General features: G+C 37.0%; 27 protein-coding genes and 3 tRNA genes. 15 read left to right on the top strand and 15 right to left on the bottom strand.

All coding sequences use genetic code 11. From position 1 onward, the window contains the following. Window positions 1–59: 59 nt before the first annotated feature. From U9K52_RS13675 to U9K52_RS13665, 3 genes are read right to left on the bottom strand one after another with little or no spacing between them, the layout of a single operon-like run. Window positions 60–614 carry a Maf family protein gene (locus U9K52_RS13675; RefSeq protein WP_322927052.1) on the bottom strand — a complete coding sequence of 185 codons (555 nt, stop codon included), beginning with the start codon at window positions 612–614 and terminating at the stop codon, window positions 60–62. Window positions 615–624: 10 nt separating this feature from the next. After that, window positions 625–1,143 (bottom strand): KdsC family phosphatase, encoded by a 519-nt coding sequence (locus U9K52_RS13670; RefSeq protein WP_322927051.1) that lies wholly within the window; start codon window positions 1,141–1,143, stop codon window positions 625–627. After that, the gene (locus U9K52_RS13665) at window positions 1,133–1,882 is read right to left on the bottom strand and encodes a Rossmann-like and DUF2520 domain-containing protein (protein ID WP_322927050.1); all 750 of its coding nucleotides are present in this window, start codon (window positions 1,880–1,882) and stop codon (window positions 1,133–1,135) included. Before U9K52_RS13665 ends, U9K52_RS13670 begins: the two co-directional genes overlap by 11 nt. A gap of 333 nt (window positions 1,883–2,215) precedes the next feature. On the opposite strand from U9K52_RS13665, the gene U9K52_RS13660 reads away from it, so the two are divergent. The 4 genes from U9K52_RS13660 (at window position 2,216) to lepA (ending at window position 6,178) form a co-directional block, all read left to right on the top strand. Then, window positions 2,216–2,767, top strand: coding sequence for an RNA polymerase sigma factor (locus U9K52_RS13660; protein ID WP_248389282.1), 552 nt, complete (start codon window positions 2,216–2,218; stop codon window positions 2,765–2,767). Window positions 2,768–2,785: 18 nt separating this feature from the next. Further along, window positions 2,786–3,412, top strand: a complete 627-nt coding sequence (locus U9K52_RS13655; RefSeq protein WP_322927049.1) for a hypothetical protein — start codon at window positions 2,786–2,788, stop codon at window positions 3,410–3,412. Window positions 3,413–3,420: 8 nt separating this feature from the next. Next, window positions 3,421–3,918: a hypothetical protein gene (locus U9K52_RS13650; protein WP_248389289.1), complete on the top strand. Its 498-nt coding sequence runs from the start codon at window positions 3,421–3,423 to the stop codon at window positions 3,916–3,918. A gap of 463 nt (window positions 3,919–4,381) precedes the next feature. Beyond that, window positions 4,382–6,178 (top strand): translation elongation factor 4, encoded by a 1,797-nt coding sequence (gene lepA, locus U9K52_RS13645; protein ID WP_169231635.1) that lies wholly within the window; start codon window positions 4,382–4,384, stop codon window positions 6,176–6,178. A gap of 41 nt (window positions 6,179–6,219) precedes the next feature. Here lepA and U9K52_RS13640 read toward each other — a convergent pair whose 3' ends face one another. After that, entirely contained in the window at window positions 6,220–6,429 is a 210-nt protein-coding gene (locus U9K52_RS13640) for a hypothetical protein (RefSeq protein WP_248389291.1), read from the bottom strand. A gap of 140 nt (window positions 6,430–6,569) precedes the next feature. Further along, a complete protein-coding gene (locus U9K52_RS13635; RefSeq protein WP_322927047.1) occupies window positions 6,570–7,211 on the bottom strand; it encodes a DUF1579 domain-containing protein in 642 nt (213 codons plus the stop codon). Window positions 7,212–7,333: 122 nt separating this feature from the next. Here U9K52_RS13635 and U9K52_RS13630 point away from each other — a divergent pair, with 122 nt between their 5' ends. The 3 genes from U9K52_RS13630 to U9K52_RS13620 all read left to right on the top strand — a co-directional run bounded on the left by U9K52_RS13630 (window position 7,334) and on the right by U9K52_RS13620 (window position 10,188). Further along, a complete protein-coding gene (locus tag U9K52_RS13630) occupies window positions 7,334–8,029 on the top strand; it encodes an NUDIX hydrolase (RefSeq protein WP_322927046.1) in 696 nt (231 codons plus the stop codon). Window positions 8,030–8,154: 125 nt separating this feature from the next. Then, window positions 8,155–8,565 carry a BrxA/BrxB family bacilliredoxin gene (locus U9K52_RS13625; protein ID WP_248389297.1) on the top strand — a complete coding sequence of 137 codons (411 nt, stop codon included), beginning with the start codon at window positions 8,155–8,157 and terminating at the stop codon, window positions 8,563–8,565. Between the two features lie 105 nt (window positions 8,566–8,670). Then, entirely contained in the window at window positions 8,671–10,188 is a 1,518-nt protein-coding gene (locus U9K52_RS13620) for a GH3 auxin-responsive promoter family protein (protein ID WP_263601901.1), read from the top strand. 63 nt (window positions 10,189–10,251) lie between these two features. On the opposite strand, the gene U9K52_RS13615 is transcribed toward U9K52_RS13620, so the two are convergent. The 7 genes from U9K52_RS13615 to U9K52_RS13585 all read right to left on the bottom strand — a co-directional run bounded on the left by U9K52_RS13615 (window position 10,252) and on the right by U9K52_RS13585 (window position 16,282). Next, on the bottom strand, window positions 10,252–10,659 hold the full coding sequence (locus tag U9K52_RS13615) for a hypothetical protein (protein ID WP_322927045.1): 408 nt from the start codon (window positions 10,657–10,659) through the stop codon (window positions 10,252–10,254). Between the two features lie 33 nt (window positions 10,660–10,692). Then, window positions 10,693–11,031, bottom strand: coding sequence for a hypothetical protein (locus U9K52_RS13610; protein ID WP_322927044.1), 339 nt, complete (start codon window positions 11,029–11,031; stop codon window positions 10,693–10,695). Between the two features lie 111 nt (window positions 11,032–11,142). After that, entirely contained in the window at window positions 11,143–12,138 is a 996-nt protein-coding gene (locus U9K52_RS13605; protein ID WP_322927043.1) for an endonuclease/exonuclease/phosphatase family protein, read from the bottom strand. A gap of 6 nt (window positions 12,139–12,144) precedes the next feature. Continuing rightward, a complete protein-coding gene (locus U9K52_RS13600; protein WP_263601897.1) occupies window positions 12,145–12,873 on the bottom strand; it encodes a rhomboid family intramembrane serine protease in 729 nt (242 codons plus the stop codon). Between the two features lie 3 nt (window positions 12,874–12,876). Beyond that, window positions 12,877–14,664, bottom strand: a complete 1,788-nt coding sequence (mutL, locus tag U9K52_RS13595) for a DNA mismatch repair endonuclease MutL (protein ID WP_263601896.1) — start codon at window positions 14,662–14,664, stop codon at window positions 12,877–12,879. Between the two features lie 260 nt (window positions 14,665–14,924). After that, window positions 14,925–15,764 carry a YoaK family protein gene (locus U9K52_RS13590; protein WP_248389308.1) on the bottom strand — a complete coding sequence of 280 codons (840 nt, stop codon included), beginning with the start codon at window positions 15,762–15,764 and terminating at the stop codon, window positions 14,925–14,927. A gap of 23 nt (window positions 15,765–15,787) precedes the next feature. Next, window positions 15,788–16,282, bottom strand: coding sequence for a hypothetical protein (locus tag U9K52_RS13585; RefSeq protein ID WP_322927041.1), 495 nt, complete (start codon window positions 16,280–16,282; stop codon window positions 15,788–15,790). A gap of 204 nt (window positions 16,283–16,486) precedes the next feature. Here U9K52_RS13585 and U9K52_RS13580 point away from each other — a divergent pair, with 204 nt between their 5' ends. From U9K52_RS13580 to U9K52_RS13560, 5 genes are all read left to right on the top strand, one after another. Next, complete coding sequence (locus U9K52_RS13580; RefSeq protein ID WP_248389311.1) at window positions 16,487–17,395, top strand: GLPGLI family protein; 909 nt, start codon at window positions 16,487–16,489, stop codon at window positions 17,393–17,395. 138 nt (window positions 17,396–17,533) lie between these two features. Continuing rightward, complete coding sequence (locus U9K52_RS13575) at window positions 17,534–17,779, top strand: FeoA family protein (protein ID WP_066438285.1); 246 nt, start codon at window positions 17,534–17,536, stop codon at window positions 17,777–17,779. After that, on the top strand, window positions 17,779–19,812 hold the full coding sequence (feoB, locus tag U9K52_RS13570) for a ferrous iron transport protein B (RefSeq protein ID WP_322927040.1): 2,034 nt from the start codon (window positions 17,779–17,781) through the stop codon (window positions 19,810–19,812). The genes U9K52_RS13575 and feoB overlap by 1 nt, the downstream gene beginning before the upstream one ends. 234 nt (window positions 19,813–20,046) lie before the next feature. Next, complete coding sequence (gene glmM / locus U9K52_RS13565) at window positions 20,047–21,429, top strand: phosphoglucosamine mutase (RefSeq protein WP_263601893.1); 1,383 nt, start codon at window positions 20,047–20,049, stop codon at window positions 21,427–21,429. A gap of 123 nt (window positions 21,430–21,552) precedes the next feature. Next, the gene (locus U9K52_RS13560; RefSeq protein ID WP_248389319.1) at window positions 21,553–22,941 is read left to right on the top strand and encodes a tetratricopeptide repeat protein; all 1,389 of its coding nucleotides are present in this window, start codon (window positions 21,553–21,555) and stop codon (window positions 22,939–22,941) included. A gap of 46 nt (window positions 22,942–22,987) precedes the next feature. Here U9K52_RS13560 and U9K52_RS13555 read toward each other — a convergent pair whose 3' ends face one another. From U9K52_RS13555 to U9K52_RS13545, 3 genes are all read right to left on the bottom strand, one after another. After that, window positions 22,988–23,878, bottom strand: coding sequence for a DMT family transporter (locus U9K52_RS13555; protein WP_248389321.1), 891 nt, complete (start codon window positions 23,876–23,878; stop codon window positions 22,988–22,990). After that, window positions 23,868–24,518: a leucyl/phenylalanyl-tRNA--protein transferase gene (gene aat / locus U9K52_RS13550; protein WP_263601892.1), complete on the bottom strand. Its 651-nt coding sequence runs from the start codon at window positions 24,516–24,518 to the stop codon at window positions 23,868–23,870. Before aat ends, U9K52_RS13555 begins: the two co-directional genes overlap by 11 nt. Window positions 24,519–24,581: 63 nt before the next feature. Then, the gene (locus U9K52_RS13545) at window positions 24,582–24,959 is read right to left on the bottom strand and encodes a DUF3127 domain-containing protein (protein WP_066438267.1); all 378 of its coding nucleotides are present in this window, start codon (window positions 24,957–24,959) and stop codon (window positions 24,582–24,584) included. Between the two features lie 179 nt (window positions 24,960–25,138). Between U9K52_RS13545 and U9K52_RS13540 the strand changes: the two genes are divergently transcribed. The 3 genes from U9K52_RS13540 (at window position 25,139) to U9K52_RS13530 (ending at window position 25,391) form a co-directional block, all read left to right on the top strand. Continuing rightward, window positions 25,139–25,220 (top strand) — tRNA-Leu (locus tag U9K52_RS13540). 6 nt (window positions 25,221–25,226) lie between these two features. Beyond that, window positions 25,227–25,302 (top strand) — tRNA-Gly (locus U9K52_RS13535). 5 nt (window positions 25,303–25,307) lie between these two features. Continuing rightward, window positions 25,308–25,391, top strand: a tRNA-Leu gene (locus U9K52_RS13530). Window positions 25,392–25,568: the final 177 nt, after the last annotated feature.

Below are 25,568 nucleotides of genomic sequence, written 5' to 3'. Positions count from 1 at the left end.
TTTATTATAAAGCGGTTTGATAATTCTGTAAAAATAATAAAATTTTATGTGGGAACTTGCTATATTTCTTTCAAAATTTTGTAAACCAAATGGGTAGGAAGTCCCATGATGGTATAAAAACTGCCGTTTAACCTTTTTATTTTTGCCATCCCGAGCCATTCTTGGATTCCATAGCTTCCTGCTTTGTCGAAAGGCTGATACTGGCGGATATAATATTCTATTTCATTGTCCGTAAGATCATCAAATTCTACCTCCGCCACATCAGTTTTTGTAACGGTTTTTTCAGGGGTTTTAATGGTAATTCCGGTATAAACCTGATGGATCTTGCCGGAAAGGAGTTTTAGCATTTTCGTGGCATCTTCCTCATCTCGTGGTTTTCCCAGAAACTGATTGTCCATGGCAACCACAGTATCAGCGGTCAGGAGAACTTCTCCTTCTTCCAGAGAACGAAATGCATTGGCTTTAAGTTCAGAAAGATAAGCTGCAGAATCTTCAACCAGGATATCTTCCGGAACAATCTCTTCACAGTCAATTTTCACCACCTCAAAAGTAAAACCGAGATTGGACAGTAATTCTTTTCTTCTTGGAGATTGTGACGCCAGTAATAATTTCATTTAATATATTTTAGACAGATTGTGTATTATCATCATGCCATTTTCCCTGGGCTTTCATCACCTGTTCGATAACATCGCGTACGGCGCCGCTTCCTCCTTTTACCGGTGAAATATAGCCTGCAATTCCTTTTATCTCAGGAACGGCATTTTCGGGGCATGCTGCAATGGCAGAATTTTTCATGATATGAAGATCCGGGATATCGTCTCCCATCGTCAGAATTTCTTCATTTTTAAGATGATTTTTCTTTTTAAAATCTTCAAAATCAGCCATCTTATTATGGGATTTAGCATAGTAATCTTCAATGCCGAGATAGTTGATTCTGTGTTTTACCATTTCGTCATTCCCTCCAGTAATAACTCCGATTACATAGTTGTTTTTTAATGCTTTAACGACAGCGTAACCGTCCAAAACATTCATTACCCGGGACATATTTCCGCCGGGAAGCAGATACACGCTTCCGTCCGTGAAAACACCATCTACATCGAATACAAATGCTTTAATATTTTTTAATTTTTCTTTATAGCTCATACATTTTCTTGATAGAATGATTCATGGTTTTGTAGATCTCAAGGCTTTCTCCCTGCAACAGCTGCTGGTGGAGCTCAAGAATTCTTCTGTCATTTCTTACCGCCGGACCCGTTTGTGCAGATTTAGGATCGATTTCATGAATTTTCTGCACGGTTTCATCAATCAGCGGCAGAAAATAATCGAACGGAATTTCCTGCAAGTCTGAAATTTCTTTAGCTCTTGCAAAAAGGTGATTCACAAAATTACAGGCAAAGACAGCGGTCAGATGAATATATTTTCTTTTTTCATGGGTACTTTCCATAACATTTTCTGAAATCTTAGAAGCCATCGTGAAAAGTGTCTGGAGGTCATTTTCGTTTTCAGCCTCAACAAAAAATGGGATTTTTGAATAATCCAGTGCCTTGGATTTTGAAAAGGTCTGTAAAGGATAAAAGCTTGCTTTACGGTAATCTCCTGCCAGAATTTCTTTAGGCAACGATCCTGAAGTATGTGCCACAAGACAGTCTTTCCGCACAATCATTTTCGAAACATCTTCTACAGACCGGTCACTTACGCAGATGATATAAAGATCTGCTTCCTGAAGGTGTTCCGTAGAGAAATGTATGTTGAGCTCTCCGGAGATTTTACGCAGCTCTTCTTCGTTCCTGCCGAAAATCTGGGCTAAAGGAATGTTGTTGAGGACAAAAGCTTTCGCCAGGTGATAGGCCACATTTCCGGAACCGATAATTACAATTTGCATCTAACAAAGATATGATTTAGATGGAAGATGGGAGAGAGAAGACAGAAGTTTTTTGATTGCTGTTTTAAAATTCTTTCAAGATATTTTCAACGGTGTAATATCAATTGAAATTAAAATGATTAAGTTTTAATTTATTCTGACTGTTTAGACTGAAACAATTTATTGATATACAATTTAACATAACATTAAAAAGGAAAATGCATCAGCACAAATACAATATTCATGAGATTCATGCAAATAAATATTTATAAATAATGAGTATATTGGACTAAAAATTGAATACTTAATTTAACTTTCAGTTATTTTTGTAATCCAAAACAATGAAAGCATCTTATGAAGATTAAGGACGCGGAAATTATTTCGTTGATGCAACATCCACGAACTCAGGAAAAAGGAGTTCGCGCTTTGATGGATGCTTATCAAAGCAGATTGTATTGGCACATAAGAAGAATTATTGTGGACGGAGATCTTGCTCAGGACACTTTGCAGGAGACTTTTATTAAAGCTTATCAGAATTTTCATCAGTTTAAAAATGACAGCCAATTGTATACATGGTTGTACAGAATTGCAACCAATGAGGCGTTGCAGCAGATCAATAAACTGAAAAAAATGCAGAAAACTGATGAAGATCCGGAATATCACATGCAGAATCTTGTTGCAGATAATGCAGGCGAAGACGCTGAAGAAATACAGATTTTGTTACAGAAAGCCATACAAAGCCTGCCTGAAAAGCAGAAACTGGTATTTATGATGCGGTATTATGATGATTTGCCTTACGAAGAAATATCTAAAATCGTAGATATGTCCGTAGGAACTCTGAAAACAAATTATCATTATGCCAAACAAAAAATTGAAGAATATATTAAAGAAAATTACGAGAGATAATTTTTGAGACAACTGACAATGAAAGAGTTCGACATAGAAAAATTAGAACGTAAAAATATTTACACAGTACCTGAAAATTTATTTGAAAATATTCAGGGGAAAGTATTAAGCGGGCTGAATGATTTTGATCTGGAAAAGCTGGAACGTAAAAATATTTATACCGTTTCTGAAAATATGTATGATGATGTTCAGAATCATGTAATAAATAAAGTGATCTCCCGCAAACAGGCACCTGTTTTCAGACTTAACTGGGCCTATGCCGTTGCTGCATCTTTGGCATTGATTTTTGGAGCGACTTTTGTTTTCACTTCTGATAATGAAGCTACAAAAGCAAACGGAGATGAAAATGTCACTTATGCTGTTAATGAGCCCAAAACGGAAAGCGAAATCGCTTATGAAACCCTGCAATCTGATTTAACTTCTGTTGAAAACAATGATCAAAAAGTAGTAGCCCAGAATGATAATAAATCTATTGCAAAGAAAGAAACCGGGAAACAGCAAAAAACCGAAGCTCAGCCTGTAAAATCAGCTTCCAAGAAGCAGGAAACTCAGATGAACGAATATCTTGATTCATTCACAAGTTCTGAAATTTCGGAACTGGCAAGTAATTCAACGCAGGACGTTTATTTGGATTTGTATAATTAAAAAGAAAGATGAAAAAGATATTATTTACGCTTTTAATAATCTGTGGATTTGGTCTTAATGCCCAAAGAACGGATTATGACTGGAAAAAAATGGACCCCAAACAGAGGAAAGAGGTCATTAACAGTCTTTCTCCGGAAGAAAGAAAAGCACTTCTGACTAAATTCAGAAATAATATGGTGATGGATAATCTGGATATAGATCCCGGTGATAAAGATGAATTTACAGATATTTACAACGAATATCTCGAAAGCCAGAAACAGATCAAAAACCAGTTTAATTCTGATTTTAATCCTGATAATTTATCTGATGAAGAGGCTAAAGCCAAGCTTCAGCAAAGTTTTGAAGTAGGGCAGAAGCTTTTGGATAACAGGAAAAAATACGCTGATAAAATGCAGCAGGTAATTCCTTGCCAAAAAGTCTTGAAGCTTTTTCAGACAGAGGGTATGATGAGGGAAAAGGTAAATGAAAGAAAACCTCGCGGAAATAACGCTACAAGACAAAGATAAAACCATAATAGTTTATTTTTTTAATGTTGGACGACTCTTGCAATTTATTGTGGGAGTCGTTTAATTTAAAGTTATTCTTAGTTTTGCGGAAATTTATACCATGAAACATATACTTTTCTTTCTATTCTTCTGTACAATCTTATCTGCACAGAAAATCGAAATAATAGAGCTTCCAAATCAATCAGTGATAAAAATAATTCTGTTAAAACATTTACAGTAATTGACCAAAGGCCAGACATGCATATAGGCAATGGCAGAAACTGAGAAGGCATTGGATCCTCTTACAGGACATTACCTCTTACCTGAAGACTTTGGTAAAGCCAAATAACATAAGAATGTTTATTTAATTCAGTCTTAAATAAGTTAAACAGGTTATATTAGTTAAAGTAAATAATACACACTAAAAATTAGAGCAAGGAATTATCCTGCATTTTATTATCTTTGCAAATTACAAGATTCTTAAATGAAAAACATACGAAATTTTTGCATAATCGCTCATATTGATCACGGTAAAAGTACCTTGGCAGACCGTCTTTTGGAGTATACCAACACGGTGACCCAAAGAGAATTGCAGTCTCAGACCCTGGATGATATGGATTTGGAGAAAGAACGTGGGATCACCATCAAATCTCACGCAATCCAGATGGATTATGAATACAAAGGAGAAAAATATATTTTAAACCTTATTGATACACCGGGACACGTAGATTTCTCTTATGAGGTTTCCCGTTCCATTGCTGCCTGTGAAGGGGCGCTTTTGATTGTAGATGCAGCACAAAGTATTCAGGCACAAACTATTAGTAACTTATATTTAGCTTTGGAAAATGATTTAACCATCATCCCGATTCTGAATAAAATCGATCTTCCTTCGGCAAATCCGGAAGAAGTAACCGATGAAATCATGAACCTTATCGGCTGTGAATATGAAGATGTATTAAGAGTTTCAGGTAAAACAGGAGAAGGAGTTCATCATTTGCTTGAGCAAATTGTTGAAAGAATTCCGGCTCCGGTAGGAAATCCCGACGGCCCGCTTCAGGCGCTGATTTTTGACTCGGTTTACAACCCTTTCAGAGGGATTGAGGCTTATTTTAAAGTGGTGAACGGAAGCATTTCCAAAAATGAAAAAGTTAAATTTTTCGCAACAGGAAAAGAATACGGAGCGGATGAAGTGGGTACTTTGAAACTGAAGCAGGTTCCGAAGAAAACAATCCAGTGTGGAGATGTAGGCTATTTGATTTCGGGGATAAAAGATGCCCGAGAAGTAAAAGTAGGAGATACCATCACTTCATTTGAAAATCCTGCAGATGGACCGATTGAAGGGTTTGAGGAAGTAAAACCAATGGTTTTCGCCGGAATTTATCCTATTGATTCTGAAGATTTTGAAGAACTCAGATTCTCTCTTGAAAAGTTGAGACTGAATGATGCTTCCCTTGTTTTTGAACCGGAAAGTTCAGCAGCATTAGGATTTGGTTTCCGATGCGGATTTTTAGGAATGCTTCACATGGAAATTGTTCAGGAAAGGCTTGACCGTGAGTTTAATATGAACGTGATTACAACGGTTCCCAACGTATCTTATTTTGGATATTCCAAAAGAGAACCGGAAGTTCCGATTTTGATCAACAACCCATCAGAAATGATGGATCCTACGATTATGGACAGGGTAGAAGAGCCTTTCATTAAAGCGTCCATCATTACAAAATCAGATTTTGTAGGTGCGGTAATGACTCTGTGTATCGAAAAAAGAGGTGAAATCGTTAACCAGAGCTACCTGACTTCAGAAAGAGTAGAATTGGTTTTCAATATGCCTTTGGCAGAAGTGGTTTTCGACTTTTATGATCGCTTAAAATCAATTTCTAAGGGCTATGCTTCATTCGACTACCATCCGATCGGATTCAGGGCTTCCAAGCTTGTGAAAATGGACATCCTGATCAATGGAGACATGGTAGATGCTTTATCTTCCTTGATTCATGATTCTAATGCCTATCACATTGGTAAAAAAATGTGTGAAAAGCTTCGTGAGTTGATTCCTAGACAGCAATTCGATATTGCCGTTCAGGCCGCACTGGGAACAAAAGTTATTGCAAGGGAAACCATTAAAGCGTTAAGAAAAGACGTTACCGCAAAATGTTACGGAGGAGATATTTCCAGAAAGAGAAAACTTTTGGAGAAGCAGAAAGAAGGGAAAAAGAAAATGAAACAGATTGGTAGAGTAGAAGTACCGCAATCAGCGTTCATGGCCGTTCTTAAACTAAATGATTAATATAAAAAAGACCGATACTCCAACTATCGGTCTTTTTATTTTCAGAGATTTCTCTGCTTTTCTATAAGATTCCCCTGAATCACCAAAGCTCCCAATCCCAGGATTATTTCAGCAATCCCCAAAATTCTCACAAGATTAGGACCGCAAACGAGACATTCCGGTTCGGGAAAAGGTTTTTTTCCTGCAACAATGATGAGAACGCCGCCAATAATAATGATGAGTACAATAAATACTCTTAATACTGATTTCATAATGGTGTAAATTAGTTTCTAATGCCTACTTTTTCAGGATTTCGGCGTTACCTTTTGTATATACCAAAATTGAATATAATATTCAGGAAATCAATACGTAAAATCACTATTTTGTTACCGGAAATCTACTGATAATTTTATTATTTTTTTCGGGTGTAGTTTATTTCCATGGTCTTGAACTCTTTTCCTGTTTTAGCATCAGGACCATACATTTCCATTTTTTGGGTGTTATCGTCTACAAATGTGTAAATTTCCCTTACATTACAGTCTTTACCAGGTCTTGATGGGTCCGTCATTTTTCCTTTAAATTCTATAGATTTTGTAGAGTCATTCCATATGCCTTCCATATTCATAATTCCGGTTCCCATATTGTCGATCCATGAGCTTACAAATTTTTTCTTTGAATTGTCATAGCCTACAATACTGATTCCTTCAAAAGGCATTCCCATCATATCACCTTTATGCGTGCTCATCTGGTAACGTCCGTCAAAAACCATTTTATTGGTTGCTTCAGATTTGCTCATCATAGGCTGGCTTCCGTTTTCCATCCACATTTTAGTTTCACCTACCCAGTTTCCGTCTGATTTGGCAAGCATTTTTTGCATTTCTCCCGGAGTTGCGTAATCCATCCAGGCTTTTGTAGCCGTTGCAGAATCTACAGGTTTCCATTCTTCATTTGCTGTAGAATCCGTTGCATCGGATGAAGTTTTTACATCCATTTTCACTTTATCGCATCCGATAAATACGGAAGCTGCAAAAGCAGCAAGTAATAATTTTTTCATAATTAATTCGTTTTAAGTTGTTTATAAATGTAATAAAAAATAAGGATCAAATAAATTTTATTTTAATGTGATACTATTTCTCTAAATTGTAATTTTGTGTATTCACAACACAAATCAGCATAATGAATACTCCAAAAAAGTTACAGGATATAAAAGTAGCAGTAGATGCTGTTGTTTTCGGATACTTTGATAAAAAGGATCTTCAGATTCTCCTTATTAAAAGAAATATTGAACCTTTTAAAGGAAGTTGGGCGCTTCCCGGAGGACTGGTTCTTGATGATGAAAGCCTGGATGATGCCGTGAAAAGAGAATTGTATGAGGAAGCCGGTATAAAGCCGGATTTTCTGGAGCAGCTCTATACTTTCGGAAACGTGGGACGCGATCCGAGAAACAGAGTGGTTTCCGTAACATATCTGGGGTTGGTAAATCCTTCTTATCACAACCTTTCTGCTGATTCCGATGCAGATGATGCCCAGTGGTTCAGTGTCAATGAACTTCCCGAGCTCGCTTTTGATCATCAGATCATTATTGATACGGCATTAAAAAGACTTCATACCAAAATCCAGTATCAGCCGATAGGATTTAATTTATTGAATGAAGAATTTCCATTTTCAGACCTTGAAAATTTATATAAAACTATTGTAGGGCAGGAAATTGACCGCCGGAATTTCCGGAAAAAAATCATGAGCTACGGACTTTTAAATGAAACCGAAAACGTTAAAAAGCAAGGCAGCGGCAGACCCGGAAGACTTTTTACTTTTAATCAAAAAAAATACAAAGAGCTGGAAAAACAGGGATTTTATTTTGAAATTAAATAATACTAATGGCTTAGAATGTAAAATTTTATTAAAACCATTTCATTTACTAAAGAGACTGATAGTTTTTATATATTGAACAAAACTAAAGAATTGCTTAAATTTGTACCTGAATTAAAAACAAAAATATGTATCCAACAGATTTAGTAATGCCTATGAAGGCTGAACTTACAGATAAAGGTTTCGAAGACCTGACCACTCCGTCACAAGTAGAAGAAGCATTAAAACAAAGCGGAACAACCCTTTTGGTAATCAATTCCGTTTGTGGATGTGCAGCAGGAGCGGCAAGACCCGGAGTCGTTTATTCTTTAACAGGAGATAAAAAACCGGATCATCTTACAACCGTTTTTGCCGGTTTCGATACAGAAGCAGTGGTGGAAGCAAGAAAACACCTTGCCCCTTTTCCGCCGAGTTCGCCTTGTGTAGCTCTTTTCAAGGATGGTGAACTGGTTCACATGCTGGAAAGACACCATATTGAAGGAAACCCTGCAGGAGCAATTGCAGCCAACCTTCAGGCAGCCTACGATGAATACTGCTAATAAAAAATTATATTTAATAGAAACCGTTACTGATGAAGTAACGGTTTTTTATTTTAACATAATAAAATATTCCCTGAAAATACAAATATTGTTATATTTGTTGGAATGGCAACAAAAGCACTTTTCAATACTGTGGTCAATTGGTTTATTCGTCAGAGAATAGACCAGATTCAGAATTTTATAGATCATCCTATTGAAACACAAAAAGGGGTGTTATTTTCCCAACTGTTTCACGCAGAAGATACGGAGTATGGCAAAAAGTATGGCTTTAATTCTGTTTCCAGCTATCAGGATTTTAAAAACAAGGTCCCGATCGTAACTTATGAGGAGATTGAACCCTATATTGAAAAAGCAAGACAGGGACAGAAAGATGTTACCTGGCCCGGATATATTAAGCATTTTGCCAAATCTTCCGGGACTACCAATGCCAAAAGTAAATTTATTCCTATTTCCGCAGAAAGCCTGGAATATTGTCACATGAAAGCAGGAAAGGATATGGTTTCCATTTATGCCAATAATCATCCTGAAAATCAGCTGTTCAATTATAAAAACCTGCGTCTCGGGGGAAGCTCGGAACTGTATGCGGATTTTAATACCAAATTCGGCGACCTTTCCGCGATCCTTATTGATAATTTGCCATTCTGGGTAGAAATAACAACGACACCCAGCAAAAAGGTTTCGCTGATGGGAGAGTGGGAAAGCAAACTGAAAGCAATAATCTCTGAAGTTAAAAATGAAGATGTAGGCAGCATTCTTGGGGTTCCTAGTTGGATGATGGTGCTTCTTCAACGTGTTATAAATGAAGCCGGAATCAACAATATTTCTGAATTGTGGCCGAATCTGGAAGTTTTCTTTCATGGCGGGATCAGCTTTAAACCATACCGGGAGCAATACACACAGATTATCGGGAAAAATATCAATTATTACGAAATTTATAATGCTTCTGAAGGTTTTTTTGGAATTCAGGACCGGTCAAACAGTGATGAGATGCTGCTGATGCTGGATTATGGGATTTTCTATGAGTTTATTCCGATGGAGCAGTTTCATCTTTCCAATCCTAAAGTAGTAAGCCTGGAAGACGTTGAAATAGGTAAGAATTATGCGATGGTTATCACCACGAATGGTGGCCTTTGGAGATACCTTATCGGCGATACGGTGGTATTTACTTCCATCAGTCCGTTCAGGATAAAAATTACGGGAAGAACGAAGCATTACATCAATGCTTTTGGTGAAGAACTGATGATCACAAACGTAGAATCTGCCCTTACCAAAGCGTGTGAGGAGACCAATGCTTCCATTTCAGATTTTACAGGTGCTCCTGTGTTCATGAAAGAAAATGAAGGTGGTGCGCACGAATGGATTTTTGAATTTTGCCGGGTGCCGGACGATCTGGAACGTTTTATTGATGTCTTTGATAATCATTTAAAAGCGATTAATTCTGATTATGAGGCGAAACGTTATAACAATATGACTCTTAAAAGACCTATCGTACACATCGCAAAACCTAATCTTTTTTATTGCTGGCTGGAATCAAAGGGTAAGCTGGGAGGGCAGAATAAAGTGCCGAGATTAAGCAATGACAGAGAATATATTGATCCTTTGCTTGAACTTAATAATAAATAAAATTAACATAAACCCGCAGTCTAGACTGCGGGTTTTATTATCTAAATGTATAACAGTTGTTATTTATCTTCTTAAATCTTCCTTAATCTTTTTTGCACCGTCTTCTACTTTTCCGGCACCTTTTGCAGCAGCATCTTTTACATCCTTACCTACTTTATCAGTTTCGGTTTTGATATCCTGTCCTGCTTTCTGAAGGTTCGCTTTGGCTTTATCCGCTGTAGCATCAATTTTATTTTTGGCATCTTCTGCAGCATAGTCTATCTTTTCTCCTGCAGCATTGATTCTGGATTCCGTTTTTTCCTTTACGCCATTAATCTTTGCTGTATCAACGCCCAATCCGCTTTCAGAAACAGTGGTGGTTGTAGTAACACTTCCGTCCGGATTTTCTACCGTTTCGGTTTTTGATGTTGATTTGGTGCATGATATCATCAATGCTGCAATCATTAATCCTGATAAAAAGTTTTTTTTCATATGTATTGATAAATTTTAGTTAAAATTCAAATGTTATTCCTTTTTTACATCGCTTCCGGACGTTTCTGAGGCTTTTTGTTTTTTCTCTTCTTCTGCTTTTTTCTTATTTTCTTTTTCCAGTTCTTCTTTAATTTTTTTCTCCTGTTCCTGAAGTTTAAGAGCTTCTTTCAAAGAGTCCTGGTATTTCCTGGAAGACATTCTGATCTGTTCTGCAACATCAACCGATATGGCTCCGGTTGAAAAAGAATCAACAGCAACTGTATCATAGTCTGCCTTCGGGCTGTCTGCAGGATAAAGATCCTGAGGTTCTTTTTTTGAGCATGAAACGGCTGAAATTAATAAAAAGAAAAGTATACAAAACAAATTTTTCATAAGAACTAATTTAACAGAATTTCTGCAATTAAAAGCACAGCTTGCAGGACAATTTATCATAAGTTTCAGTTCAACTGACAATGATTTAATAATTAAATAACTGATTATGTTTTATTTTTCGGATTTAAATGTTGCAATAACAGGAAAATGGTCGGAAAGCTTTACGGAACGGTCTACTTTATAACTCAGCGGTTTTACCGATGACGAAGAGAAAATATAGTCAATTCTTATCGGGAATTTGTAATCGTGGAAACTTGTAGCGCTTCCCCTTCCTGCTTCTACAAAGGCATCTTGTAAGCCTTCAAGTAAATGATAATATTCGTAAGAATTGGGAACCGAGTTGAAATCTCCTGCTAAAATTACAGGGTAGGGAGATTCATCAATGCTTTTTCTGACTGCGCTGATCTGTTCCTGATGCATTTTGAAGGTAGGAATAAGTCTTTTCACGACATCTTTTAGTTTCTGTTCATCTTCTTCGCTATTGCCATTAAGCTTTACCATACTTTTTTGAAATTTAAATGGCTGCAGGTACACATTGATGAAACGGTATATTTTTCCTTTTATTTCAATGTCGGTTTGGGACGCATACGCATTATTATATTCATAATCACTTTCAATAAGCTGCTTCTGCTCTATAAATCTGTGTTTTGAAAAAACAGTAATGATGTGACCTTGTGAACCTTCTTTCATTCCATTAAATTGATATTTTTTATTAATACCATATTCCTGAAGCAGAACAATATCCGGTTTCTGACTGTTAATATAGGACTCTATATTCCCTTTTCCGTAGAAACCGCCTTTGGCATTCAACGAAATAATTTTCAGGTCCGGAATCTCATTTTTCTGAGGCATGTAATTGATCCACCGGATTACCGGTTTGAAAAACAGCAGTCCGAAAAGTAAAAAAACGAATGCTCTCTTTTTCCAGCTTATAATCCAAAAAAGAGTGAGCAAAAGATATACCATCATGAATACAGGAAAACCTAAAGAAAGCAGATTGAACCACGGAAATGTTTTTGGTGGTACGTATGCATTCAGAAGTGTTCCGACAAGCAGGAAAGATATTCCTACATGTACGATGAAAAATATAAGACGAATGATTTTCACAAAATTTTAATTGAATCGATATAGATGTTTTCTCCAGATTTTTGCAAGAATCCATCCTACTAATGCTCCGCCTACGTGGGCGAAATGAGCTATTCCTCCTACATTACCTGAAATTCCGAGCCATACAGAGCCTATAACAATAATTGGCAGTAAATATTTAACTTTCATAGGAATCGGAATAAACATGATCCCGATTTTTGCATCAGGGTAAAGTGTTGCAAACGCTGCCACAACCCCGAAAATCGCTCCGGAAGCTCCTACCATTGGTGACGTTAATGCAATATAAAGATTATAAGCATCTTCATTATTTGTATAAGGTGTGGGATTAAAATTAAATTTACTGAGGTCTGCTTTAATAAAAATCTCCGAAACATTGATATTGGCATCTGTAAGAGCAGAAGTAAGTTGCTGAACCTCATAAAAGTTCCATAAATTAAAAAGGAAAAAAGCACCTAAACCACTCAAAAAGTATAAAATCAAATATTTTTTCTCTCCTAAAACTTGTTCCAGCACAGGTCCGAAACTCCATAATGTAAGCATGTTGAAAATAATATGAGCATATCCTCCATGCATAAACATATGCGTAATAATCTGCCATGATCTGAAATTGGGTGAAAAAGGATAAAATGCAGATAGGGAAACGTAAAATTGAGGGAATATAAAACCAACCAAAATAAATACAATTACATTGATGATGATGATATTTCTCGTGATAGGAGGGATACTATTAAACATACTTTAAAATTTATTTTTAAAATCATTGAACGGAACTTCAAAAAAGCATCTTTTTCCATTGGGTAAAAATTCCGGGAAACCTAATGCCGTAAAATCTCTGATCAGCTGTTCCGCATCTTTCTTGTAGATATAATCAAATCTTGACTTCGACTGCATTTTGTTCCACTGATTCTGGTAAAACTGCAGGAATTCTTCTTCTGTCTTATATTCCAGAATGTCAAAAAGATTCTCCAGGAATTTCATGACCTGGGTTTCTTTCAAACCTTCCGGTACAGCATCAATCCTTAGAACGCTTTCATGGGCGATGCTCATTTCAAATCCTAATTCAGGAAGAAATTTTTTGATTGATTTATATTTGTTCTTTTCAATCTCATTCATGTGATACTCGAGAGAAAAGAGCAGGGAGTGGCTGTTCGTAGTTCCTTTTTTTACAGGTTTTGTGTTTTCGGAAACCACAAGCCTGTGCATTCTTCCAAGATCCAGCATCAGGGTTTTATCTCCTTTATTGAAGAGCCAGTAGCCATTTGGGAGTCGCATCAGATCTTCATCAAAATCTTCATCTTCAAAAAGGTTTATTTTTGAAGGTTCGGCTGAAATATTCTGGTGGTACATCTCGGCAAGATTCTGAATTTCTGCCTGTTTTACTCCTCTTTCTTCCAGAAACGGATTATAATCTTTGTCTACAATAATTTCAGGCATTTTGATAAACCCGCTTCCACCTCCGTTGCTTTTGCTTGGAAATGTTTTCTGCATGATTTCATCCAGGTGCGGATCTTTTTCGAAATCAAGGCTTGGTGCAACATTGTAAATTCCCAATGATCTTTTAATGGTAGAGCGCAACAATGCAAAGATCAGATGCTCATCTTCAAATTTTACTTCCGTTTTCTGAGGATGTATATTGACATCAATCTTTTCAGGATCTAATTCTAAAAAAAGAAAAAACGTAGGAATATATCCCGGCAGCAGCAATCCTTCAAAAGCTTCCTGCACCGCTTTATTGAAATACGGACTTTTAAAATATCTTCCGTTTACAAAAAGAAACTGTTCTCCTCTCGTTTTCTTGGCTCCATCAGGTTTAGCTACAAACCCGTGAAGTTTACACCAGATGATATCTTCTTTAATAGGAATAAGCTGGGGCTGCAGTTTTCTTCCGAAAATATCCACAATACGCTGCATCTGGCTTCCTTTTCTTAATCTGAAAACCGCTTCATCGTCATGAAAAAGGGAAAACTCAAGATTTTCATGCGCCAGGGCAACACGTTGAAATTCATCAATAACATGTCTGAATTCGATATTATTATTTTTAAGGAACTTTCTTCTGGCCGGAACGTTATAGAAAAGATTTTTTACTAAAAAATTGGAGCCGTCTGCCGTCTGAACAGGATCCTGAAACTGAAACACTCCGCCTTCTATATAGATATTGGTTCCTATGGTTGCATCTTTCTGCTTGGTTCTCAGTTCTACCTGGGAGACCGCTGCAATAGAAGCAAGTGCTTCGCCACGGAATCCTTTTGTGGCAATTTTAAAAATATCTTCCGTTCCTCTGATTTTGGAAGTGGCGTGTCTCTCAAAAGCCATCCTTGCATCCGTCTCAGACATTCCTTTTCCGTCATCTACCACCTGAATCAGATTTTTTCCGGCATCTCTTACAATCAGTTCAATCTTCGTGGCTTCGGCATCAATTGCATTTTCCAAAAGTTCTTTTACAATGGATGCGGGTCTCTGCACCACCTCTCCTGCCGCAATTTGGTTGGCTACATGATCCGGTAAAAGCTGAATAATATCTGACATAAAAAAAGTAAATCAACTTACAAAAATAGGCATTCAGAATAAGAATTAAAACAATAACCCCCTGAATTAAAAATTAATTATCAACATATCAACATTCCTGCGACGTTTTTATTTCAGCTAAAACGATCTTCCGTAAGCATTTTCTAAAAAACACAATCCCCCAATTGTATTACACAATTAGAGGATTGATTCACAGCTAGTTTACACAAAATTAATACTGATATGTATTGTCTTTAAATAAGAAATCTTTATAAGAACATTTATTCTTCGAAAATAAGTTTTCTCTTTTTCTCTCCTTTTTGTTTGATTCCGGAACCTCCATGGATCTTATCATACAGAAAAGCTAAAAAGTTAGGTTTTCTATATATTTTGCTGTATCTATATTGCGTGTTATAATGTCTCAGATGAATTTTATAGGCATCATATCCAATTACAACCAGCAAGCAAAGACTGATCACATAAAAAACCCTGAACTCAAGATAATAATAGGTAAGTCCGGAAAATACCGCTCCCAAAACATACGCAAGCATAATACTCATTAACAATTTGGCTCTTGCTACCAGCTCTCCGTTTTTCCTGAATTTTTTCTGGGTAAACATAGAAAACAGAATTCCAAGGTCGGTGGTAGTACCGGTAAGGTGGGTTGTTTTCACGGAGAAGTTGGAAATACTTGCCGTTAAACCATTCTGTAGTCCTGTAGCAAAAAGCATTAATGCGACCAAGTATTCTGTTTCCTCAAGGGTTTTACGATAATAAAACTGTCCATAGATTCCTACAAAAAGGAGGCATGCTATTTCAAGCACCAACGGCATGGCATGCGCGAAATATTTACTCTTCCTGTTGAAGTTGATGACCATAAAATTGGATACAAACCCTCCGAAGAAGAAAAGAAAAATCCAGCCTCCCACTACGGCAACCTGCGACCAGTTGGCCTTACTGATTTCTGCTGCGAGGATAGCATAGTGCCCTGTTACGTTTGACGTAAACGAGAGAAATATCAACAGGGAAGCAATATTTATAGTACCCGCCGTAAAGGCAGTCAGCGTTCCCAGTCTTATGTTGTCTCCCAACGTCCTGCTGTTACTATAATTCCTTAACATTTTTAAAATTTTATAAGTCTGATTTAAACTTCCACAAAGATTTCTGCCAGTCTTCCTTTTTCAGGCATGTGTTTTTTAACTTCTAATGAAATTTCGTAGCTTTTAAGGTCTTTGCATTTTTTGATATAAGGAATTACATCAAATTTTCCGTTTCCTTTACTTTTAATAGATGGAGCGTAATAAGCCTCCTCGATATTTTCAGCTTTTACATAATTGTTAAAGGTTCTCTGGAAGCTTCCCGTGAAAATATCACACACAATTTTATTAATGAGGTGAGGATATTTATTTTTGATAATGGTATACGCTTCACAGAATTCCTGAGGCCTTAATTTATTGAAAATCGTACTTTTTGTATTAAAAAGAAGATCTCTGATAGAATCTCCCGTATCGTATCCTGAAACCAAAAGAATAGTATACTGATTTTGGTCTTCAGCAGCATCTTTCTCCCGCATCACTTTCTTAAGGATGTTCAAAGATTCAAGAGAATAATCTGTAGCTATTAAAATCGTTCTGATCATATTTTTAAGATTTAGGTCGTGTTTATCTTTTTTGATGTTACAAAACTAAAATGACCAGATTAGAAGTTCTTTGGAATGGAATTAAAATGTCATTAAAGAGATTAAAATCAGATTAGAATATGCGTTTAAAAAAAAGAAATACAAAAAAAGTGTAACAAAAAGAGGAGGTTGTCAACTAATACCATATAAAACATCAGAAAAACAATGAAAAAGCTATTTTCAATATTTTTTATCGCGCTTTTTGCTTTTGTAAGTGCTCAGGACAAAGATTCTAAAGAAACGGCGAACCGTTTTTTTTATGAGCTTACCTTTAAACCGAAGAAGGATTCTGCAAAACTGGATAAAGTACTTACTGTACTTGATATTGCTAAAGACCGTTCTGTTTACAGAGATTATACCGTAATAGGACAGGATTCTATTATCAAAGTTCAAGTGGAGGCCATGCAAAAGTCAGGAGTATTCAAAGACCTGTCAAAAACGATCAGGATGCCAAAATTTTCAGAGAAGATTGTAAAATATTATCCGGATATGAAAGTGCAGTATGTTGAAAGAATAGCAAGCGGGTTTTCACCAATGGCTATTGCATACAACGAAACCATCAAGTTTGACTGGAAAATTTCTAATGAAAAAGAGAAAATAGGACCCTATAATGCTCAAAAGGCAACAGTAGATTTCGGAGGAAGAAAGTGGACAGCATGGTTCAGTACGGAACTTCCTTTTCAGGATGGACCTTTTAAATTTTCAGGATTACCTGGTCTCATTGTAAAGATCGAAGACGAAGGTAAAAATTATTCTTGGATCCTGCAGGGAAATAAAAAAGTTCAGAATTGGGAAGAACTTTCTTATTCAGAAAAAATTTCCAATATGTCTCTGAAAGTAACAGATATGCCGAGAGAGAAATTTGAAAAGACATTCAGTGATTTCAAGAAAGATCCTTTTGCTACTGCAAGACCAATGATGACTCAGGAAATTATGTCTAAAACAATACCGGGAATGGATGGAACGATTGGAGATATGATGAAAAAACAGGAGAAAATGTACAAAGATTTCTTCAATTCCAACGATAACCCAATAGAACTTACTTATTCCTCAGCAGATAAAAAGAAAAAATAAGCATTCATATTTAACTAATTATATTGAATCAACCCAAGTGCATTTTTGCATTTGGGTTGATTTCTTTCATATCAATTTGTTATTTAGATTAAATTTAAATAGCGTATATTTGCATACAAAATTTTGGCTTTGAAAGAGATGGGTTTACATAAATTAAGTGGATTTCCCAAAAACAGAATGGGAAAGATTTTAGGGTATGATAACGACAGCCTTAAAATGCCTAACAAAATTATCGAAATGGGGCTTCTTCCGGAAACCTCGTTCAGGATTCTGTATCAGGCCCCTTTCAAAGGACCGATGTATGTAGAATTCGGGGAAGAAAAAAGCCGGATTGCGCTTCGTGAAGAAGAGGGCAGATATATTATTGTTGAAGAATTGAATTGATGCAGGGAAATCATACAAAACAAATACTGTTAGTCGGAAATCCTAATGTAGGAAAATCCACGGTTTTCAATGCGCTTTGCAACAAAAAGCAGAAAACAGGGAACTATGCAGGAGTTACGGTAGCCAGCCATTCCGGATTTTATACCTATAAAAATGAAGTGGTGGAAGTGGTGGATCTGCCGGGATCCTACAGTATTTATCCAAGCTCGGAAGATGAAGCAATCTTCTCGAAGTTTGTGATGGAAAATCAAAAAGATTATGCGGGGGTAATCTATATTCTTGAGGCATTAAGCCTAAAAAGAGGACTGCTTCTGTTTCAGCAGATCCAGGACCTCGGAATTCCGATGATTCTGGTGGTAAACCAGATCGATCAGGCTGAAAGAAGAGGAATTTCTATTGATATTGACGCATTTTCAGAATCGATAGGTATTACAATTATTCGTACCAATGCAAAAGAACAGATTGGTATTGAAGAACTGAAAGAAGCTGTTTTCCAGAATAATTTTCTGAAAACTTCTGCTCAATCATTTGAAATACCGTCAGAACATAGAGATTTTATCCATAAAGTTGCTTCACACAAAAGTATAGATAACGAATATAAAACCTGGCTTACATTATCACTCGGAACGGATTTGGGAAAAATTAATTCTGTTGTTGAGCAAATAAATGAGCCCGATTCGAAAAGTCTTGTTCCTAAAAGATTACAGGTACAGGAAACGGTCAGACGTTACCAGAATATTGACGGTATTTTATCAAACGTTATTTCTAAAAAACCTCAGTTTAAAGAATTATTAACCGAGAAATTAGATAAGGTACTGGTTCATAAATTCTGGGGATATGTTGTTTTCATGATGATTCTGCTGGTCATTTTCCAAAGCGTATTTTTCCTTGCGGAATATCCGATGAACTGGATCGATGAATTTTTTGCATGGCTTTCCGCTTTTACGGGAGAGCACCTTCCGGAAGGACCTTTAAATTCACTTATTTCTAATGGAATTGTTCCTGGAATCGGGGGGATTGTCATCTTCGCGCCGCAGATCGGAATTTTGTTATACTTTCTTTACCTCCTTGAAGATTCAGGATATATGGCAAGAGTGGTCTTCCTTATGGACAGGCTTCTTCGTCCTTTCGGACTGAACGGGAAAAGTATTGTTCCGCTGGTTTCCGGTACAGCCTGTGCAATTCCTGCGGTAATTTCAACAAGAAATATAGAAAACCTTAAAGAAAGGTTATTAACAATTCTGGTAACGCCTTTCATGACTTGTTCTGCAAGGCTTCCTGTTTACAGCATCATTATCGGGCTTATTATCTCGGACGGAACGTTTTTAGGAATAAAATATAAAGCGCTGGTATTGATGGGAATGTACCTTCTGGGTTTTGTGGTTGCTTTGTTTTCAGCCGCCGTTCTTAACAGGTTTATTAAAAATAAAGGTAAAACGTATCTGGTAATGGATTTGCCAACATACAAGAAACCGCTTTTCGGATATGATTTTAAAATGGTTCTGGGGAAAGTGTGGGACTTTATTACAGGAGCTGGGAAAATTATTTTCATCGTAAGCATTATCATTTGGTTTTTAAGCTATTTCGGACCCAAACAAAAACCGGATCAATTTGTGGCGACCAACGTTGAGCTTGATCATTCTTACTTAGCCAAAATGGGTAAAGGTATAGAGCCGGTAATTGCACCTCTCGGATACGACTGGAAAATGGGTGTCGGAATCCTGACAAGTTTTGTCGCAAGGGAAGTTTTTGTAGGAACAATGTCTACACTATACAGCCTTGAAGATGATGCGCCGGAAGTAAAAGTAATTGATAAAATGAGAAGAGATGTAAAACCGAACGGCGAAAAAGTGTTTAGCTTTGCAACAGGGGTTTCAGTACTTCTCTTTTACGCATTTGCAATGCAGTGTATTTCTACACTCGCAGTAGTCTACAGAGAAACCAAAAGCTGGAAATGGACAGCTTTACAGGTGATCATGATGACAGGATTGGCATATTTTGTGTCCATGTTTGCATATCAAATCTTAAAATAATGGATTCTTCCTTGCTTTTACAATATATTGTTGTTCTTCTTGTGGTAGCATTTGCCTGCTACTCTTTGTTCAGAATACTTAGAAAGAATTTTGCGCCGAAAAAGTTCAGCTCCAAGCGAACAAACTGTGATAAGGATTGCGGTTGTTCATAACTTTCTGATGGGGTGTGACAAATAATATTTAATTTTGCTTATAATTAAATTATTTAAAAATTAAAACTATAAAACACCCATAATGTCACTAATAAAAAGTATTTCAGGAATCCGTGGAACGATCGGAGGAAAAGTAAATGATAACCTTACACCGCTTGATGTGGTGAAATTTGCTTCCGCATTCGGAACCTGGCTTCAGAATAACAACAATAAAAAAGACCTTACCCTCGTTATTGGTAGAGATGCAAGGATTTCCGGGCAGATGGTGTCCTCTCTCGTTACCGCTACATTACAAGGGTTGGGAATTAACGTAATCGATCTGGGGCTTTCCACTACGCCAACCGTGGAAATTATGGTCCCTGAACTGAAAGCCGACGGAGGAATTATTCTAACGGCTTCTCATAACCCAAAACAATGGAATGCCCTGAAATTACTCAATAATAAAGGTGAATTCATCAGCGGAGAAAACGGAGCCGAAGTTTTAGCCCTTGCAGAAAGTGAAGATTTCAACTATGCGGAAGTTGATGATCTTGGAAAATATGAAACAAGAGATGATGCTTTTGATATTCATATTCAGCAAATTTTAGATCTTCCGATGGTTGATGTAGAAGCTATTAAAGCTAAAAAGTTCAAGGTAGTATTGGATGCTGTAAATTCAACTGGAGGAATTGCCATTCCAATGCTGTTGGATAAACTTGGTTGCGAAACAGTAAAATTATACTGTGAACCAACCGGCCATTTCCCGCACAATCCGGAACCATTGAAAGAGCATTTAGGAGACATCTGTGAACTGGTAAAAAAAGAAGGAGCAGATTTCGGAATTGTAGTAGATCCTGATGTGGACAGATTAGCTTTAATCGACGAAAAAGGTGAAATGTTCGGGGAAGAATACACGTTGGTTGCCGTTGCAGATTATCTGCTGAAAAACAAAAACGGTGTAGCTATTTCAAACCTTTCATCAAGCCGTGCATTAAGAGATGTTGCAAAAAGTCACAACTCAGACTATTTTGCAAGTGCAGTTGGAGAAGTGAATGTAGTTACATTAATGAAGGAGAAAAATGCTGTTATCGGCGGTGAAGGAAACGGAGGAATTATCTATCCGGATCTTCATTACGGTAGAGATTCTCTAGTAGGAGTTGCTTTGTTTTTAACGCATCTTGCCAAAGAAAACAAAACGGTTTCTGAACTAAGAGCAGGGTACCCGAGCTATTTCATGGGTAAAAAGAAAATAGAGCTTACCCCGGAAATAAATGTAGATGATATTTTAACCAAAATGGAAAAAGAATATCAAAATGAAGAGGTCTCCACCATCGATGGAGTAAAAATAGATTTTGAAAATAACTGGGTTCACCTGAGAAAATCAAATACGGAACCTATTATCAGAATCTATACCGAGGCTAAATCGCAGGAAGAAGCCGACCGGTTAGGTGATGAAATGATAGCTAAAATCAATAGCTTGATTTAATAAAAGTTAACAACCTTTTCATCATTTTAATCGTATTTATTATTAAATTTAAAACTAAGATTTTCAGAAGCGAGTATTAGTATATCTCATATCTCTGGTCTTAAATCTTAAAACTGTTTTATATTGGAAGAATATTTTGGAAATGAACTTGTAAAAAAGTTCGAGGAAATGATGGAAAATAATGATGAATTCTACTTTGATACAGAAGAGCTGGAAGACATTATTGTTTATTACCTGGAGCTGGGAGACTTTAATTATGCAGATACTGCAGTAAATTATGGACTCAAGCTTCACCCAAATTCCTTAGACATCAAGATCAAAAAGCTTGAAATTCTTTTGGAATGGGAAGATTATAATACGGCTAAAGAGCTGATCGATGAGCTGAAAGGTTCTTCTATGGAAAACACAGACTTTTTGGTCTGTTATGCAAAGTATTATTCGAATTTAGGAAACCCAAGAAAATCCATTGATATCTGTAAAAAAGCATTAGAACTGAAAGAAGAAGAAAACTTCCTTCACAATTTTATTGCTGATGAATATGTAAATCTTGGAGATCCTTTTAACGCCCTTAAACATTACAGAAAAGCACTTAAAGAAGATCCTACAGACGATTATGCACTGGAAAACTGTATGGTCTGCTTTTCCGATCTGAATAAGAGTGATGAGGCAATTGCATTCCTGAATGAATATCTTGATGAATATGCCTATTCGGAAATTGCCTGGTTTGAATATGGACAATTTTACTTTAACCGGAAAAATTACGACGAAGCCATTAAAGGCTACGATTATTTACTGGCCATCAACTCAAGCTCGGTAGGAGTGTATGCCAACAAGGCAGCCTGTTATGAAGCTTTAGGAGATTATAAAAAGGCGATATCCGTTTACGAAGAAATGCTTGAACTGGAGTACACAAAAGCATTTACCTTTTATAAAATCGGACTTTGTTATAAAGCCTTAAAACAACCGATTGTGGCTTTAAACGCTTTCCAGAAGTCATTACGGGAAGATCCGCAATTTTATCTTGCGATGATGGAACAATCCTATATCTACGAAGAAATGGGCGGGATGAGCGAAGCCTTACATTTTGCAAGAGAGGCGACGCACTTAAATGAAAACAATCTTGATTATCAAAAAAGACTGGCATTTTTATTTATTGATGCAGGGAAATTTGAGGAAAGTCTTACCTGCCTGAAAAAGCTGGTAGATACAGAGCCGTCAAGGTTTTATAATTGGTACGCTTATTCTGAAGTGCTGATGCTGTTAGGCGAATATGAAGAAGCCATCTTGGTTTTAAATAATGCCGTAAAAACACATCACAGAGCAGAATTATATTACCAGCTTAGCAATTGTTATTTCAACCTGAAAGACCAGGAAAAAGGCAAAGAAGTACTGCTTCAGGCTTTGGATCTTGATCCGTCTCTGGTTTCGGATATGCAGAAAAAATATCCTTTCATTAAAGATGAGGTGAAAAAAGCAAAAGCCAGAGTGAAAAAGAAAAATTCCGAAGGTTAATTAAAACTCACTTACGATAAAAATAAATCCCGCAATTTCGCGGGATTTATTTGTTTATAACATTAGGTTTACTTCTCAGAAAGATAAGTCCGGCAATAATAACTCCAGCTCCTGCAAACTGTAGCGAAGTAAGCTTTTCGCCGTCCAGAATGCCCCAGATGATCGCGACAATAGGCATCAGCAAAGTGACTGTTGAAGCAAACAAGGGAGAGGAAACTTTCAGGAGGCGGTAATTCATCATCATCGCCAGTCCGGTTCCGAAAATCGACAGTAAGCTTACAAACATCAATCCTGTAAGATGATCTTTATCTAAGCTAAAGGTTGAAAAAAATCCGGTAAAGGTAAGAGCGATCACAGAAGGTAAAAACAACACAAACGTAAAAACGAAGGCAGATAATACTGTCGAAGAAATTTCCATTAATTTTGACTTTACGGTAGTTGTGCTTACTGCATAGCACAAAGTAGCCAGTAAGAGCAATAAAATAGGAATAAGCTTAAAAGTTCCGCTTTCCGCATCCCCTCCGAAAGCAAGGATACAAACGCCGGTAAAACTTATGAATGTTCCCGTAATCTGTCGCCTCGTAGTACCAAAGTTCCATACCAGCGCACCCACTATTATTACAAAAATCGGCATCATAGAATTCACAATTCCGGCAATACTGCTGCTGACTTCTGTTTCGGCGATAGGAAACAGAAACATCGGAATAAAATTTCCTGTAAAAGCTGCCAGCAAAAGCCACTTCAGATGTTTTTTGGGGAAAAGTTTGTATTTTGAGATCGCAATCGGCATCAGAATGATTCCGGCAATCAATACCCTTAAAGCACCCACCTGATAAGGACTGAAATGTTCCAGGGATTTTTTAATCAAAATAAAAGACGATCCCCAGATCATGCTCAGGAGAATCAGAAGAACCCATTTTTCTCTATCAGTATTCATTGTTTTTATGTAAAATTTTCAGGAATTCCCGCTTGGGAATCATTTTTGCGCCAAGACTTTCCAGGTGATCGGTATGGGATTGGCAGTCGATGAGCTCCAGCTTGTTTCTATATTTTTGAGCAAAATGGATAAATCCCGCTTTCGATGCATTGCTTACTTTGGAAAACATACTTTCTCCACAGAAAATATTTCCGATCTGAAGACCGTAAAATCCTCCCACCAGCTCTTCATTTTGCCAGACTTCCAGACTTTTTGCCAATCCATAATCATGAAGCTTGATGAAAGACTCCATCAGTTCATCCGAAAGCCAGGTTCCGGATTGTCCTTTACGGCTGATATCCCTGCAGTTTTTGATGACTTCTCGGAAGTTTGTATTTTCTGTGAAGGTAAAGACGTTTCGATCCAGTATTTTTTTCATGGATTTTGAAACCTTTATTTCCTCGGGAAAAAGTACAAATCTTGGGTCCGGACACCACCAGAGAATCTCTTCCCCCGGATTAAACCAGGGAAATATGCCCAATTGATAAGCAAACCATATCCTTTCTACCGAGAGGTCTCCGCCAAAAGCAATGATCCCTTCGTGGCCGTCGTACAGCTCCGGATCAGGAAAAGAAATCTCGTTTTCGTCTAGTCGAATCATTTTTGGGAAAAAAAATCCCACTTAAGAAAGCAGGATTTGTATTTCAATCGTATTTTTTAATTATTAGAAAGGCAAATCATCATCATCGTCTCCGGCGAAAGGATTTTCGTTGGAAACTGAAGATGCAGATTGTGAAGGAGCTGCCTGTGTAGGTTCTGAAGCATTATCAGAAACTTTCTCCACTCTCCACCCTGTAATGGAATTGAAGTATTTTGTTTCGCCCTGCGGAGAAACCCATTCTCTTCCTCTGATGTTGATTCCTACTTTTACATTTTCACCTTCTTTCAGGTTATCCAATAAACTGATCTTATCAGACAAAAATTCTATGTTTATCGGCTGTGGATATTGCTCCTGGGTTAAAATAACCATTTCTCTTTTTTGGAAACCGCTCGCAAAAGTCTGAGCATCAAAAAGTTTCTTTACCGTTCCTTGTAATTCCATATCATATTAATTAACGATGTAAAAGTAATAAAATGAAATGTAATAAAGGGGGTCGGGAATAAAAAATGTAAAAATTTTAATTTTTTCTTCTGAAAAGTTTGGAGGTAAAAAAATTTATCCTATCTTTGCACCACTGAAAACGAGAGAAGATCATTAAAAATCAGTAAAACAAAAAACACGCGGATGTGGTGTAATTGGTAGCCACGCCAGACTTAGGATCTGGTGCCGAGAGGCGTGGGGGTTCGAGTCCCTTCATCCGCACAGTTTGCGAAAATAGCTCAGCTGGTAGAGCACAACCTTGCCAAGGTTGGGGTCGCGGGTTCGAATCCCGTTTTTCGCTCCACGCCTGCCCTGGTGGTGGAACTGGTAGACACGCAGGACTTAAAATCCTGTGCCTCTTTTGGCGTGCGGGTTCAAGTCCCGCCTGGGGTACTAGCTGAAAGATTCAGCATACAGCTCTCTTTTTTAAGAGAGCTTTTTTTATACCCGAAAGTGAAGCTTATCTAAAGGAATAATATTCCGGTCATCTTAACCTTTACAAACAAACATCCTCTTTACCTTTGATACCCCAATAATTTTCTGATTTGGTAGAAGAACCTTTCGATGAGC

It is taken from the genome of Chryseobacterium sp. MHB01, assembly GCF_034651565.1.
In the GTDB taxonomy this organism is placed as follows: Bacteria; Bacteroidota; Bacteroidia; order Flavobacteriales; family Weeksellaceae; genus Chryseobacterium; species Chryseobacterium nepalense.
The sequence above is the reverse complement of the archived record's forward strand: the minus strand, read 5'-3'. Positions and strand labels throughout refer to the sequence as shown.

Excerpts from the sequence above, each read along its gene's own strand:
- U9K52_RS13580 (WP_248389311.1), top strand. The coding sequence starts at position 16,487 with ATGAAAAAGCTATTTTCAATATTTTTTATCGCGCTTTTTGCTTTTGTA.
- U9K52_RS13585 (WP_322927041.1), bottom strand. The coding sequence starts at position 16,282 with ATGATCAGAACGATTTTAATAGCTACAGATTATTCTCTTGAATCTTTG.
- glmM (WP_263601893.1), top strand. The coding sequence starts at position 20,047 with ATGTCACTAATAAAAAGTATTTCAGGAATCCGTGGAACGATCGGAGGA.
- lepA (WP_169231635.1), top strand. The coding sequence starts at position 4,382 with ATGAAAAACATACGAAATTTTTGCATAATCGCTCATATTGATCACGGT.
- U9K52_RS13610 (WP_322927044.1), bottom strand. The coding sequence starts at position 11,031 with ATGAAAAATTTGTTTTGTATACTTTTCTTTTTATTAATTTCAGCCGTT.
- U9K52_RS13600 (WP_263601897.1), bottom strand. The coding sequence starts at position 12,873 with ATGTTTAATAGTATCCCTCCTATCACGAGAAATATCATCATCATCAAT.
- feoB (WP_322927040.1), top strand. The coding sequence starts at position 17,779 with ATGCAGGGAAATCATACAAAACAAATACTGTTAGTCGGAAATCCTAAT.
- aat (WP_263601892.1), bottom strand. The coding sequence starts at position 24,518 with ATGATTCGACTAGACGAAAACGAGATTTCTTTTCCTGATCCGGAGCTG.
- U9K52_RS13660 (WP_248389282.1), top strand. The coding sequence starts at position 2,216 with ATGAAGATTAAGGACGCGGAAATTATTTCGTTGATGCAACATCCACGA.
- U9K52_RS13670 (WP_322927051.1), bottom strand. The coding sequence starts at position 1,143 with ATGAGCTATAAAGAAAAATTAAAAAATATTAAAGCATTTGTATTCGAT.
- U9K52_RS13655 (WP_322927049.1), top strand. The coding sequence starts at position 2,786 with ATGAAAGAGTTCGACATAGAAAAATTAGAACGTAAAAATATTTACACA.
- U9K52_RS13555 (WP_248389321.1), bottom strand. The coding sequence starts at position 23,878 with ATGAATACTGATAGAGAAAAATGGGTTCTTCTGATTCTCCTGAGCATG.
- U9K52_RS13665 (WP_322927050.1), bottom strand. The coding sequence starts at position 1,882 with ATGCAAATTGTAATTATCGGTTCCGGAAATGTGGCCTATCACCTGGCG.
- U9K52_RS13545 (WP_066438267.1), bottom strand. The coding sequence starts at position 24,959 with ATGGAATTACAAGGAACGGTAAAGAAACTTTTTGATGCTCAGACTTTT.
- U9K52_RS13650 (WP_248389289.1), top strand. The coding sequence starts at position 3,421 with ATGAAAAAGATATTATTTACGCTTTTAATAATCTGTGGATTTGGTCTT.
- U9K52_RS13625 (WP_248389297.1), top strand. The coding sequence starts at position 8,155 with ATGTATCCAACAGATTTAGTAATGCCTATGAAGGCTGAACTTACAGAT.
- mutL (WP_263601896.1), bottom strand. The coding sequence starts at position 14,664 with ATGTCAGATATTATTCAGCTTTTACCGGATCATGTAGCCAACCAAATT.
- U9K52_RS13575 (WP_066438285.1), top strand. The coding sequence starts at position 17,534 with ATGGGTTTACATAAATTAAGTGGATTTCCCAAAAACAGAATGGGAAAG.
- U9K52_RS13635 (WP_322927047.1), bottom strand. The coding sequence starts at position 7,211 with ATGAAAAAATTATTACTTGCTGCTTTTGCAGCTTCCGTATTTATCGGA.
- U9K52_RS13620 (WP_263601901.1), top strand. The coding sequence starts at position 8,671 with ATGGCAACAAAAGCACTTTTCAATACTGTGGTCAATTGGTTTATTCGT.
- U9K52_RS13615 (WP_322927045.1), bottom strand. The coding sequence starts at position 10,659 with ATGAAAAAAAACTTTTTATCAGGATTAATGATTGCAGCATTGATGATA.
- U9K52_RS13640 (WP_248389291.1), bottom strand. The coding sequence starts at position 6,429 with ATGAAATCAGTATTAAGAGTATTTATTGTACTCATCATTATTATTGGC.
- U9K52_RS13630 (WP_322927046.1), top strand. The coding sequence starts at position 7,334 with ATGAATACTCCAAAAAAGTTACAGGATATAAAAGTAGCAGTAGATGCT.
- U9K52_RS13675 (WP_322927052.1), bottom strand. The coding sequence starts at position 614 with ATGAAATTATTACTGGCGTCACAATCTCCAAGAAGAAAAGAATTACTG.
- U9K52_RS13590 (WP_248389308.1), bottom strand. The coding sequence starts at position 15,764 with ATGTTAAGGAATTATAGTAACAGCAGGACGTTGGGAGACAACATAAGA.